At 72.5% G+C, this 12,598-nt stretch carries 9 protein-coding genes; 2 read left to right on the plus strand and 7 right to left on the minus strand.

Annotated features, from left to right (window positions below; translation table 11 throughout):
• Positions 1-2 precede the first annotated feature (2 nt).
• The 6 genes from OOK40_RS21465 to OOK40_RS21490 all read right to left on the minus strand — a co-directional run bounded on the left by OOK40_RS21465 (position 3) and on the right by OOK40_RS21490 (position 9,560).
• Positions 3-722, minus strand: a complete 720-nt coding sequence (locus tag OOK40_RS21465) for a class I SAM-dependent methyltransferase (RefSeq protein ID WP_266484217.1) — start codon at positions 720-722, stop codon at positions 3-5.
• A complete protein-coding gene (locus tag OOK40_RS21470; RefSeq protein ID WP_266484219.1) occupies positions 719-2,065 on the minus strand; it encodes a condensation protein in 1,347 nt (448 codons plus the stop codon). The genes OOK40_RS21465 and OOK40_RS21470 overlap by 4 nt, the downstream gene beginning before the upstream one ends.
• Entirely contained in the window at positions 2,062-6,510 is a 4,449-nt protein-coding gene (locus OOK40_RS21475; protein WP_266484222.1) for an alpha-(1->3)-arabinofuranosyltransferase family protein, read from the minus strand. The genes OOK40_RS21470 and OOK40_RS21475 overlap by 4 nt, the downstream gene beginning before the upstream one ends.
• Positions 6,503-7,273 carry a class I SAM-dependent methyltransferase gene (locus OOK40_RS21480; RefSeq protein WP_266484225.1) on the minus strand — a complete coding sequence of 257 codons (771 nt, stop codon included), beginning with the start codon at positions 7,271-7,273 and terminating at the stop codon, positions 6,503-6,505. Before OOK40_RS21480 ends, OOK40_RS21475 begins: the two co-directional genes overlap by 8 nt.
• Before the next feature lie 7 nt (positions 7,274-7,280).
• Positions 7,281-8,438: a glycosyltransferase family 4 protein gene (locus tag OOK40_RS21485; RefSeq protein WP_266484227.1), complete on the minus strand. Its 1,158-nt coding sequence runs from the start codon at positions 8,436-8,438 to the stop codon at positions 7,281-7,283.
• Between the two features lie 171 nt (positions 8,439-8,609).
• Positions 8,610-9,560, minus strand: coding sequence for a DUF3068 domain-containing protein (locus OOK40_RS21490; RefSeq protein ID WP_266484229.1), 951 nt, complete (start codon positions 9,558-9,560; stop codon positions 8,610-8,612).
• A 167-nt stretch (positions 9,561-9,727) separates the two neighbouring features.
• Here OOK40_RS21490 and OOK40_RS21495 point away from each other — a divergent pair, with 167 nt between their 5' ends.
• Together OOK40_RS21495 and OOK40_RS21500 are read left to right on the plus strand one after the other, a co-directional pair.
• Positions 9,728-9,892 carry a hypothetical protein gene (locus OOK40_RS21495; protein ID WP_266484232.1) on the plus strand — a complete coding sequence of 55 codons (165 nt, stop codon included), beginning with the start codon at positions 9,728-9,730 and terminating at the stop codon, positions 9,890-9,892.
• Between the two features lie 30 nt (positions 9,893-9,922).
• Positions 9,923-11,161 (plus strand): CdaR family transcriptional regulator, encoded by a 1,239-nt coding sequence (locus OOK40_RS21500; RefSeq protein WP_266484234.1) that lies wholly within the window; start codon positions 9,923-9,925, stop codon positions 11,159-11,161.
• Positions 11,162-11,170: 9 nt separating this feature from the next.
• Here OOK40_RS21500 and OOK40_RS21505 read toward each other — a convergent pair whose 3' ends face one another.
• Positions 11,171-12,502, minus strand: coding sequence for a helix-turn-helix transcriptional regulator (locus OOK40_RS21505; protein WP_266484236.1), 1,332 nt, complete (start codon positions 12,500-12,502; stop codon positions 11,171-11,173).
• Between the last annotated feature and the right edge of the window lie 96 nt (positions 12,503-12,598).

Below are 12,598 nucleotides of genomic sequence, written 5' to 3' on the forward strand. Positions count from 1 at the left end.
CGCTACACCCGCCTGGCGTGCACCAGGAGGATGGAGGCCAAAGACGGCGCGGCACAGGCGGCACGGTCCACCGGGCGCAGGGGGCGCGGCACGCCGTGGAAGGGCGCGCCGGTCAGGGTGACCACCTCGAAGCCCGCGGCGGTCAGGAATTCCCGCAGCGCACGGGCCGTGAACAGGCGCAGATGGCCCACCACTTGGGAACCGGGGCGGCCGTGGATGCCGCGCAGGCTGACCTCGGAGAACACGGGCTGCACCCCGAGGGCCAGCAGCACCCGGTTGTACCAGGCGGCCAGGTTCGGGGTGGAGAGCATCAGATGACCGCCCGGTTTGAGGATGCGGCGCAGCTCGTCCAGGGCGCTGTCGGGATCCACCAGATGCTCGATGACCTCGCTGAAGAGCACGGCGTCGGCGGTCGCGTCGCCCAACGGCAGTCCGCCCGAGGTCAGTTCACCCCGCACGACATCGTTCATCCGGGTGGCGGCCCGGCGCAGCGCGTCCTGGGACCAGTCGATACCGACGATCCTGTGATCGCCGAGCAGCGGACCCGCGGTGGCGGCCGCGGAGCCGTCACCGCAGCCGACGTCCACGACGACGCAGGGCTCGGCGGGCAGCACCCGGGCCAGCATCACCGCCTGCCGGCGGCTGCGCTCGTCCCCGGAGGCGACGGGGACGGCCGGGTTCTCGTAGAACTCGCGCAGTCCCGCCGGGAGAGTTCCCGTCACGGCCCGTCACCTCCTGAATCGGCCGACAGGTCCGTCATGGCCGCCAGATACTCCGTGAAGAAGTCGCACAGTCGCCTGCCCGCCGCGTCGTCGAGGAGCGCGCGCGACCAGCGCAGTGCCAGATGCAGCCGTCCGCCCGTGCTGGCGGTGGTCACGGTCAGCCCGCGCGGCATCGAGGCTGGAGCCGAGAACCAGACGGCCTCGGCGCGGCCCGCCTCGGCGAAGTCCAGTGGATACGAGATGCGTCCGATGTTGCTGAGCAGAGTCGTCGAGGTCCAGGGTGCGGCAGCCCGCCGCAGGCCACGGGTCAGGGCGGCCCTCATCCCGACGGGCACGGCGGGTGCGGTGAGGAGGGCGGCGGCATGGCCGAGTTGAGGGCGGGGCGCCGACTTGAGGGCGTGGGTGCGTTCCGCGGTGCGGTGCAGCAGCGCGGCGAGAGCGTCGGGGCCGGGCTCGGGCGCGTACTCCCTCGCCGCGAATCCGACCTCGACGAGACGTGTGCCGTTTCCGATGGGCATCTCGGCACCGCGGGGCCGTTCGTCGATGGGCATGGTGATACGCATGGGGCGCGGCGGGACATCGTGCAGCCGGTTCCAGCGGGCGATCATCAGGCAGGTGGCGACGAGGAGTTGATCGTTGACGGTGTAGCCGGCTCCGGCCGGCCGGCCCGGCACCGGCAGTTCGGCCAGCAGCAGGCCGTTGCCGCCGCGTCCCCGGGCGTCGGTTGCCGGTGCGACACGAGCGGGCCGGGCAGCGCCGCCGCCGGTGCGGGCGGGCGGCGGCCCGGGCCGCCCGGGCGCTGCGACGGAACTGCGTACGGGAGAGAGGGCGCCGCCGTACAACTCGGCGGCGGTGGCCAGCACCCGCAGACACGCCGGCCCGTCCAGGGCGGTGTGGTTGAGCGTCAGAAGCAGGACACACGAGCCGCCCGCCGGCGAGGGCCTGACCACCTCCAGCCGGACGGGCGGGGAAACGGACAGCGGCGGAGCCTCGGCCAGCGCTCTGGCCCTGGCCCGCTCCAGCGCGCCGGGCCCCGGCTCCGGGAAGCGAGTCGGATCCACGTCCGGGGTGCCCGTCAGCTCCCATTCGTAGCGCCGCCGATACCAGGGGCGGGGTGCCTCGCGGACCAGAATGCGCGGGTGTCTGCGCAAGGCCTCGCCGAACGCGGCCCGAAGCCGCTCCGGATCCGGCTGCCGGGGCAGGTGCACCTCGATGTGTACGGTCTCGGGCTCGTCCTCGCGCACACAGTGCCGGGAGATCTCGTCGACGACCGGAAACGGAATCCGGCCCGAAGCAGCGGGCTCGGCCGGTGGCCCCGGCCGCGCGGGTTGCAGAGCGGTCATCGCGGCGGAGCCTCCCTTAGGTCCTGTCCGGTCGATCTTGCCGGGCTCGCGGGCCCTGGCACGGCACCTCGCCGCGTTGTCGTCAGTCGCCTACGCTCCGCGTGGGCTCCATCCTCCGCCTTGCGATGCACCACGCCAGACCCCGCTCCCTGATCCGGCCTGATCGACCGGACAGGACCTAGGTCGATCGGTGCGCTGCCGGGCGGATCGGGGCGGGGCGCCGGGGCCGGATCGGGGTGCCCGGCAGGGCCGTTCGCCGACCGCACCCGCTGCGGCAGGGGCGGCGGATCCGGATCCACCGCGCCCGATGTGCGCTCGCGCGTGCGCCGGTCCACGGTGACCACCGCCGCGCACAGCGCGATGAGCGCCAGGAGTTGGGCCGCCGGACCGAACGCGCCCCGCCCGGCCGAGACCGGATCGCCCGCCTGCGTCGCCGCCGCGATCCCGGCGCCCGCCATCGCCACCAGGGCGATCGGCACCAGCAGGGAGTGCCGCAGACGGGCAACCACCGCCAGCGCGGGGACGATCAGCGCGAAGGGACCCGCCACGACCGCGACCACAAGGGTCAGCGCGACCAGGCCCAGCACCCACCCGGGCTCCGGCGGGGTCATCACCGCGGCGGCCGGGGTGGCGCTCCGGCGGCGTACGAGTGCGAGAGCCGCCAGCAGCGCCACCGCCACCGCACCGCCGATCATCCCGATGTCGTAGAGCAGCACCGGCTCGTACTCCAACTCGACCGTGCCGCCCGCGCCCGCGGGAATCAGCCAGGCCTGCTGCCAGCCGTCGATCCGCAGCGGGATCAGCGTCTTGCCGTTCAGGGTGGCTTTCCAGCCGTCGTTGGCGTTCTCGTACATCTGGAGGTACGCGGCCTCGCCCCCGCCGACGGTCACGGACCGCCGGTCGCCGCGCCAGTCGACCGCGGACGCCTCCCGCTGGTCGCTGACGGCGGGTGGCCGCAGCTCGCCGCGGGTCAGTGTGATGTCGGTGAGCGCGAGGGGACCTTCGTCGCCCGCCTCCACCTGGTGCAGCCCCCGGCCCAGCGGAAGAGTGCCCTGCTCAGTCCGGCAGAGCTTCACATCGACGGGCCTGCGCTCGGTCAGATCGCGCACCGTTCCCGACGCGCTCGTCGCGTGCAGTGTGCCGTCGACGGCGACGGGCGGACCCTGGCCGCACGGCACCGAGAACCTCAGCTCCGCGGCGGGCGGCGGTGTGCGCAGGTCGGCGAGTGCCGGTACGTAGACCTCGCTGAGGCCGACCGGCAACTGCATCCGGCTGTCGGCAACGGGGTTGTGGACGGTGAGCGGTGCCGCCCGGCTGACGGTGATGTCGAGCCCGTCGGTGGTGATCGGCTCGAAGCGGGCCAGGCCGTTCTCGTCGACCGCGGCCGTCACACCGCCGTTCGGCGTGCTGATCAGTATCTGCTCGGGCCGGGTGGACAGGCCTCCCGCCGCCGCGAGGACGATCTTGTCGATGGTCTTCCGGCCGGGCCAGCGCAGATGGATGACCGGCCTGTCGCCCGCGATCCATGCGGTGGTCAGATCCTCGTCGACGAGATTGCGCGGGCTGAGGCCGTTGTCGAGCCGGCTGGTCGAGTCCGCGGTCGCCGTGATCCGTCGCCCCTGCCGCGGATCGGCGGCCGTGATGAGCCGGTCGAGCGCCTCGCCGGGCACCGGCAGCGCCTTGGCCGTGACGGCGAAGTCTCCGCCCCGGCCGACGCCGAACCGGCGGTGCAGCCCCTCCTCGGCGGAGACCGGCGAGAGGCCGCCCGGGTCGCTGCCGCGATGGAGCGAGAACACCTCGGCGCCCGCCTCGGTGTCGCCCGCGTCGGTGGGGAGCCGCAGCAGCCGGGTCACCTGGACGCCGGGGACCGAGACTTCGCTGAAGCCCGCGCCGCCCAGTCCGGCCTTGGGCGACTGGGCCGCCAGGACCGTGATCCTCAGCCAATTGGCCTGCCCCGCCGGCGCCTTGACGGGCTGCGGGTTGCCGTTCGGAGTCAGCGGGCTGTCCTCGGAGCCCTGGTCGGTCTCGACCCGTACGAGTGTGGGGGCGGCCCGCATGCCGTCGCCCGGCAGGGGAGTGAGCTGAAGCGACGCGGGGACGTCGGTGGGCGAGGAGAAGCCGATACGCAGCCACTGGCCCACGGCGTTCCCGGCGCTGCCCTCGGCCCACGCCGTCTCGGGGTTGCCGTCGAAGGCGTTCACCGGGTCGTACTGCGGCAGATGGAACAGCCAGTTGCCGCTGCTGGATGCGGTCACCGAGGCGGCGCCGCGCAGGACGGCCGTCGTCTGGTGTCCGGCGCCCCTGTTCGGCAGGATCTGCCGCGGCCGCTCGCCCGGATCCTGCAGGCTCCCGGTGGGGTTCCGTTCGTCCGCGGTGTACGTGTACGAGGTGTTGCTGTTGACCAGTCCGAAGCGGGTGTCCGCGCGGCGCAGCCCGTCCGCGACGTACTGCGCCGCGGGCGTAGCGAGGCCCGGGTGGTTGTCGCCGGTGAGCACGGTGGGCCTGCCCCGCAGACTGGGATCGGCGGACAGTTGCAGCAGCGCTTCGGGGCCGCCGCTGACCACCGCGGTGTCGGCGATCGCCTGCAGACCGACCTGTCCGGGCCGCCGGGTATTGCCGGTCGGCTCGTAGATCTCGACGGCCTGCATACGCGGGAAGATGCCCTGGACCTGCACGGGTGTGTCGCTCGGGATGCGGCCGCCGGTGAGCAGCGGGCCGAAACCGGTGACCCGCCGATAGCCGGAGGCCTCCAGCGTGCGCTTCACGGTGATCGGCGGGACGTATCCGAGCTGGTCCGGGTCGAGGTCGTTGCGTACGACGACGAAGTAGAGGCCGGCGCGTGACAAGTAGTCGCGCAGGCCCGGTACTTCGCCGCCACTCATGAGCGCCTGGTCCACCGCGTCCATCGCACGCCGTGAGCCGGGCGTGCCGAGGGGCACGAAGTCGCGCTGTGCCCAGCGGGAGTCGGCCAGAACGTCGAGGGGCTCGTCGATGGGAGAGCCCCAGGTGTAGAGGCCGTGGGCGGTGGCGGGAACGACGAGGGCACGGCTGTCGGGGGAGTTCTTCTCCAGCCAGTCGGCGGCCTGCGTCCACTGGCTGGGCAGCTTCTTGAAGGCGCCGGGCTGCAGGATCGTCCCGTTCACATACGGCCAGGCCAGACCGGGCAGGACCAGCAGCGCGGCTATCAACGGCGCATGGCGGCGCGCGGGGAAGGGCCGGGCCCCGCGGCTCTTGCCCGCCGTCGCCACCAGGTGCGTCAGCCCGAAGGCGAGCGCGAGGGCGAGCCCCGGCTGGAACTTGTAGACGCTGCGGAAGGGCTTGAGCGGTCCGTTCAGCCAGTCCCTGACCGCCTCGTGGAAGGGGGCGCCGAAGGACCCGGCGTATCCGGTCAGGGCGATCAGGGCGACGGCCAGGACGGTGAGCAGCAGCCAGCGGCGCTCGGGCAGATCGCGCCGGGCCAGACCCGCGAGCCCGAGCGCGGCCGCGAACGCCGTGCCGAGGATGGTGACCGTCGCGGTCGCCACGGTCCAGCCGGCGGGCAGCCAGGCTTCGCCGAAGTGGAGGTAGGCGACCCAGTTGCCGGCTCCGCGCAGCAGTTCGGTCGCGGACATCGTCCCGGTGGTGGTGTCGGCCTGCTCGACGTACGGCATGAAGTCCTCGCCGTAGACGCCGAGAAGCAGCAGGGGGACAACCCACCAGGCGGTGGCGAGCACGACGCCGGGCATCCACCAGGCGATCAGAGCCCGCTTGCGCGGACCCGCGGGGCGGCTGAGCAGATAGAGCCCAACGGGCAGCAGCGAGGCGAGCGTCGACGCCGCGTTGACGCCGCCCATGAAGGGGATCAGCACCGCGGACGTGGCCGCGGCCACCCGCGGTGTGGTCCGGGTGCCGGTGAGCGGCAGCAGCACCCACGGAAGCAGCGCCCCGGGGAGCGCGGCCGCAGAGGTGGAGCCGACGACGATCGTGAAGGTCGGCCACAGCGCGTAGCAGACGGCGCCGAGCAGCCGGGACCGTGCGCTGCCGATCTCCAGGCGCTCGGCGAGCCGCAGCGCACCCCAGAACGCGGTGGTCACGATCAGCGAGAGCCACAGCCGTTCGGCCAGCCACACCGGGATGTGCGCGAGGTCGGTGAGCGCGTAGTACGGCAGGGTCGGGAAGGCGTATCCGGCGTACTGGTTGGAGAGCCCGCCGAAGCCGGCGCGGCTCTGCCACAGCTCTCCGAGGTCGCCGATGAACTTCCAGGGGTCGGCGACCACGCCGAGCTTGGTCTCGAAGGTCATCCTGCCCGGTGACACGGACAGGAAGGCGACGAAAACCGCCGCCCAGAAGGCCAGCAGCCACGATCTGCGGCGCGGCCGGCCGGCGGGCGGCGGGGACGGCGGCGGAGCGGTGGGCCGGGGACGGCCCGGCCTGCCCGGGGGGAGGGTCAACGTCGTCTCAGCCACGGGTGACTCGCAGGGGGCTGGTCATCGCTGCTGCCGTTTCTGTTCGGCGCCTAAGGACGAGGAGGAGGTTCCAGGTGGCGATCTCGCGCAGGCCCGGGACGCGGGTGACGGCCTGGGCGAGGAACGGCCAGTACCGCGAGCGGGCCGTGACGAGCGAGACGTCCTCGCGGGCGCGCACCTGGCGCAGGGTCGGACCGATGTGGATCGCGAAGAGGTTCTCGCCCAGGGTGTGCTTGGCCTGGCGCCCGGTCCGCCGCAGATAGCGGGCGCGGGCGCGGTCCGCGCCCAGGTAGTGCCAGGGCGCCCACTCGTGACCGCCCCAGGGGGAGAGCCAGTTGGTGAACGAGACGTAGATCAGCCCGCCCGGCCGGGTGACGCGGATCAGCTCGCTGAGGAAGGTCTGCGGGTCGGCGACGTGTTCCAGGACGTTGGAGGAGAAGCAGATGTCGGCGACGCCGTCGGCCAGGGGCAGCAGATAGCCGTCGGCGACAACCGAGCCCGCGGGGACGGTGCCCCGGGCGCCCAGTTCGCGCAGATCGGGCTCGAAGAGATAGCTGTGCGCACCGCGCCGCCGGAACTCCTCGGTGAAGTGGCCGCGTCCGCCGCCCACGTCCACCACCATCCTGCCGTTCAGCGGCATCTGCCGCTCCAGCTGGTCGGCCGCGTCCTGGGCGAGCAGGGTGTAACACCGGTCCGGGTCGGACTGCTCGCCCATGAACGCCCGGAAGAGAGTCAACGACCTGCGGATGGAGGGGTCCTTCATGGCCGCATCACCTCCGCTGCAGCGCGGCCTCCGCGGCCGCCGCCCGGAACTGCCGGACCGTGGCGCCCCAGCGGAACTGCGCCGCCCGCTGCCCGGCCGCTCGGCCGAGCGCCTCACGCCGCTCGGGGCTGAGCGCCAGCGTGCACCAGGCCGCGGCGAACGAGCTCTCGCCGCGGGCGAGCACACCGGTGACTCCGTCCTCGATCGAGTCTTTGAGTCCGGGTACGTCGAAGCCGATGGCCGGGGTGTACCGGGCCGCCGCCTCGGTCACCACGAGCCCCCAGCCTTCGACGAGCGAGGGGTGCAGTAACACCCAGGCCGCGCACAGCAGCCGGTGTTTTTCCGCCTCCGTGACCCGGCCTGCGAAGGTCACTCCGGGCCCGGCGAGAGATTCCAGCCTGGCTCGTTCCGGTCCGTCACCCACGATGACGAGCCGGCCCCCGGTAACCGGTCTGACCCTCTCCCACAGGCGCAGCAGCAGCTCGATCCGCTTGTACTCGACCAGGCGCCCCACGGCGAGGAACAGCGGCTCGGCCGAGGTCGGGGCGAGCGGTCCCGGCTCCTCGACACCGTTGTGGACGAGCCGGATCCGCTCGCGCGGGACACCGAGGCCGTGGAGCGCGTCGGCGGTCGAGGGGGAGACGGCGACCAGCAGGTTGCCGCTGTGGGCACGGGTCAGTGCCCAGCGTTCGAGCCTTCTGCCCAGCCGGGCGGCCGGGCCGGGGAAACGCTCTCCCCAGATGTCGGTGTGGACATGGTTGACCAGGCAGAGCGTCGGTCCGCTGTGCCACAGCGGGGCGAGGTAGGGCATGCCGTTGCACACCTCGACGAACAGGTCGCAGTCACCGACCTGCCGTTCGAAGGCGCGGCGGGCCCGCAGGAAGTGCCCGGCGTCGCCGCCCGCCGAGACCACGCGGTAGTCGCGGTAGGCGGCGGGACCGCCGCACAGGAGCGTGACCTGGTGGCCGTGAGCGGTGAGCCCGTCGGCAATGCGGTCGATGAGCAGTTCGGAACCGCCCGCGGCCGGGTTGCCGAGGTCGCGTCGGGCAAGGAAGACGATCCGGCGGGGATGCGGGGCAGGGCCGGACTCGGGGTCGTGCCGCGGGGACAGTCGCGGATGGTGGGGGAGTGGCGCGCGCAACGTGGGGGGTACGTGCTGGGGCATTCGAGCTCCAACTCGCCTCGGGGTGCGGGACGGTGGGGAATGTCGGGTGCGCGAGAGCGGTCGGCGGGGCGGGGTGGGTTGGTAGTGTCCGCCCGCCTGTTCGACGCCGCTACTCACGGTGGTGACAAATTTGGCCCGCTGTGGGCCTGACGCTCCATCACATTGTGCGCATTACTGGGGATTCGGGCGTTCCCGGCCGCGCACGACGAGTACGACACCCACGGCCGCCAGGACGAGCCCGGCCGCTCCCGCACCGATCGGCACGAGTTCTCCCACCGCTCGCAGTCTGCCGCTGTCGGTCTTCGCCAGCGCCACCTGCTCGCGCTGGGTGTCCGGCGTGAACTCCAGCCCGGCGCTGTCCAGCAGGACCACCTTCGCCTCGTCGCCACCGGGTGCCCGCAGCGTCTTGCGCGGAGCGATCCTCGCGTTCATGATGCGGCCGGTCCGGCGGTCGACGACCAGCTCGATGCCGTGGTTGGCGTACCACTCCTCGGCATGCACCTGGCCCTGCTTCGGCAGGCCGACCAGCCGCCCCGGTACCTGGCGGGTGCCCGTCCTGGTGTCCTTCACGGATCCGGTGAAGCGGTAACCCTCGTAGCCCGCGACCTTCTTGGTGCCCTTGAACTCCAGCCGGACCGTGGCTCCCAGCGTGTTGTCCCACCAGAGGTATCCGCGCCTCTGCACGTCGAAGGGGAACTTGAGGTAGGCCTCGCCCTGATACTGCGGCGTCTCCCCGCAGCAGTGCACCGGAGCGTTGGTCCGGCGGTCGGTCACCCAGCGCTCCAGCGTCCACTGGTAGGACCTGCGCGGATCGCGGAATGCGAGCGTGTCCGGGGTGTCGATGGCTGTGGACACGTCCCACACCGCCCGCCCGCTGCGCTCGCTCGCCGCGACATCGCCCAGCACCCGCCGGGTGATGGTGATGGGTTTCCCCTGCACGGGGCTGAGGCTCCCGGTGTCGAAATAGGCGCCGGTGCCGGTGAACACCGTGGTGACATCGACACTGGTCGGGGTGCGTTCGGCGCGCGGCTCGACGTACCAGGCGAGCAGCGGGGCCAGTACGAGCAGAAAGACGCCGGTGCCCAGCAGGACCAGCGACAACGGCGAAGCGGTACGACGCATTGGGGCACTCCCGGACAGTGGGGGAAATCAGGAACGGTGCGCGTCTGTACGGGCCGGGACCGTAAGCGCCCTCTTGACGAAGTGTCAATGCCCCTCACAGACTGGGCAGTCGCCGAGCCGGTGGCCGCGGGGGCGGGGTGCCTTCCGACCGAAAGGCTCGCTGAACCATGCCCAGACTGACCGCCGCCGTGCTGACCACCATGGCCGCAGCCGCCCTCGCCGTGGGGGCTGCCTTCGGCATCGTCGCCGCCCTGAACGCCACACCCGAGCAGCCCAACGTGCCTCTCGTCTCCTTCGAGACGGGCCGGCCGACAGCGTCCCCGCAGCCGTAGGGGCTCCATCAGCCGCGAGGGAGGAAACCCATGCCCGTGCGCACGGCCTGGCGGGACGTCCCCCGCCTGCGGGCACGCAGATTCGCCGCCCTGGCCATGGCCGAGGTGCCCGCGCTCGCCCAGGCCATCCTGGGCGAGATCCGCCAGGAGTACCCCGGCCTGCCGCTCGTCGTCGACGAATCCGGCGAACCCATGGCCCTGATCGGCATCCGCGAGGCGCTGGAGGACTTCGTGGGTCACCTCGTGGTGGAGGAACACCGGCCGCACGGGCGCCAGTTGGAGGTCTTCCAGGAGTTCGGCCGCGGCGAGGTGCTGCAGGGCCGCAGCCTGGACTCGCTCCAGGCCATCTACCGGCTCGGCGTGCGGCTCGCCTGGCGTCGCCTCGCCGAGATCGGGCAGCAGGTCGAGATTCCGCCGCCGGCCATGTACGAGCTGGTGGAGTCGGGCTTCGAGTATCTCGACGGGCTCGTGGCACAGTCCGTACGCGGCTACGTCGAAGCAGCGGCCCGCCAGGCCGGCGAACGGCTGCGGCTGCAGCGGCGGCTGATCAGCCTGCTGCTCAGCGAGCACCGCACCGATCCCACCGATGCCCTGGCCGAGCATGCCGGGCGCATCGGCTGGCCGCTGCCCGAACAGGTCGCCGTCGGAGTACTGCTGCGGCCCGCCCCGGAGTCCGTCGCCCCGGCTGTGGGCCAGGACGTGCTGCTGGACATGGAGTACGAGCAGCCGCGCATGGTCGTCCCCGAGCCGCACGCGGCCGGGCGGCCCGAACTCCTGGAGCGCGCGATGACCGGCTGGTCCGGCGCGATGGGGCCGCCGGTTCCGCTCGCCGAGGCCGCCAAGTCGCTGCACTGGGCCTTCGCCGCCGTACGCCTGATGGAGCGCGGGCTGCTCCCGGCCGGCCAGGTGCTGCAGTGCACGGAGCACACCGAGGCGCTGGTCCTGCTCCCGCCCGAGGAACTGATCGAGGACCTGGCCCGGCGCTGCCTGGCACCGCTCGACCAGTGCGGCCCCGCGCACAGCAGGCGACTCGTCGAGACGCTGCTGGCCTGGCTGGAGACACGCGGCGGTGCCCCCGAGGTGGCGGATCGGCTCGGCGTCCATCCGCAGACCGTGCGCTACCGATTACGCCAGATCCGCGCGCTGCTGGGCGACGAGGTGGACGATCCGGACCGGCGTTTCAAGCTGGAGCTGGTGTTGCGGGCCCGACGCCTGCGCGATGCGGGGACGGCGCAGGGCGCCGGTGGGCCCCTGCGCGGGCGCCGTTGACCAGATGGTCTAGAACGACGGAGCCGCCGGCGCCGGTCCCAGGGTCGTGGTGCCGGGGGCCGCCCGGTGCCCCAGTCCCGTCCGGTACGCGTCCAGAGCGGCCTCGGTGCGGCCGGCGCGGCGCAGCAGGTCGCCCAGCAGACGGCAGAGATCGGCGAGGTCACCGCTGGCTCCGCTCCGCTCCAGCATGGCGAGCGCCACGACGTAGTGCTCCTCGGCGGCCTCGGTCTCGCCCCGCTCCTCGGCGATCAGCCCGAGCAGCCGGTGCGCGCCGCCCGCGTGCACCGCGCCGTGCCGGTCGCCGAGTTCCAGGAGGGCCGAGAGCAGACCGGCCGCTTCATCGTGCCGCCCGAGCCGCCGCAGTACGTCGGCGAGTTCCACCTCCACCTGGGCGGTGTAGAGCACGGCGCGCTTGGCGGTCAGCATGTCCCTGGCCCTTCGCAACTCCTTTTCGGCGAGGGCGAGTTCGCCGTTCTGTGCCTGGACGTAACCGCGCATCCAGTGGCAGTGCGCGAGGTCGGTCCGCAGTCTCAGCTGGCGGTAGATCGTCTGAGCCTTGGCGAGCGAGGCGTCGGCGTCCGCCGTGCGTCCTTCGGCCAGGAACGTACGAGCCACCTGCCGGTGCATGCCCGCCACCAGTGCCGGATCACTGACCTGCGGTGCCAGGGCCAGGGCGAGTTCGGCGGCATGTGCGGCGCGGGCGTGGGCGCCCATGTCGATGTACGGGCCGATGACGGCGGCGTACAGGAGCACCAGCGCCTCGGGGTCGGCAAGGCCGCTGGTGCCGAGCTCGTCGATGGTGGACTCGAGGAGGTAGCAGGCGTAGCGCAGCTCCCCGGCGAGCAGGTGGGCGACGGCGCGGCCCCGGATCGCGCGGGCGCGGCGGGGCAGCGGCTCACCGGCCAGGAGCCGCTCGGCCGCCTCGAAGTGCCGTCCGGCGTTGGCCAGTTCGCCGGTTTCCAGAGCGCATTCGCCGAGCCCGAGCAGCGCCTCGGCCTGCTCGGGAGCCAGGTCGAGGTGCTCCGCGTCGGTCAGGAGACGGCGGTAGAGGACGGCGGCCTCGTCGGCGGCGCCGGTGGCGAGGTGCTGCTGGGCGTCGGTGAGGGCGAGCCGCAGCTCGGTGGCCACATGGGCGGGCCGTCCGGTGGCCAGTTCCTCGTACGTCGTGCCGAGCCGTCCGGCGAGGAAACGCAGCGCCGTCTCGGAGGGCCGGACCTTGCCGGACTCCAGGGTCGAGACATACGCGGGCGTGTACGAGGGTTCGGCCAACTGTCGTTGTGTCAGCCCGCGTTGGTTACGCAGACGCTGCACCCGGCGACCGATCTCGGCCGGTTCGTCCATGGGACCCCCTCTGGTTTCTGAACTCCCCAGTATTCAGGGGTCGTAGGCATTGCGCATCTCCTGTACGTCCCCCTAATTTAAGCAGCCAGTTCACCG

The sequence above is a fragment of the Streptomyces sp. NBC_01481 genome (assembly GCF_026339995.1).
Taxonomy (GTDB): Bacteria; Actinomycetota; Actinomycetes; order Streptomycetales; family Streptomycetaceae; genus Streptomyces.

Coding starts and splice junctions, on each gene's coding strand:
- OOK40_RS21485 (WP_266484227.1), bottom strand. CDS start 8,438: ATGCCCCAGCACGTACCCCCCACGTTGCGCGCGCCACTCCCCCACCAT.
- OOK40_RS21495 (WP_266484232.1), top strand. CDS start 9,728: ATGCCCAGACTGACCGCCGCCGTGCTGACCACCATGGCCGCAGCCGCC.
- OOK40_RS21500 (WP_266484234.1), top strand. CDS start 9,923: ATGCCCGTGCGCACGGCCTGGCGGGACGTCCCCCGCCTGCGGGCACGC.
- OOK40_RS21470 (WP_266484219.1), bottom strand. CDS start 2,065: ATGACCGCTCTGCAACCCGCGCGGCCGGGGCCACCGGCCGAGCCCGCT.
- OOK40_RS21490 (WP_266484229.1), bottom strand. CDS start 9,560: ATGCGTCGTACCGCTTCGCCGTTGTCGCTGGTCCTGCTGGGCACCGGC.
- OOK40_RS21480 (WP_266484225.1), bottom strand. CDS start 7,273: ATGAAGGACCCCTCCATCCGCAGGTCGTTGACTCTCTTCCGGGCGTTC.
- OOK40_RS21505 (WP_266484236.1), bottom strand. CDS start 12,502: ATGGACGAACCGGCCGAGATCGGTCGCCGGGTGCAGCGTCTGCGTAAC.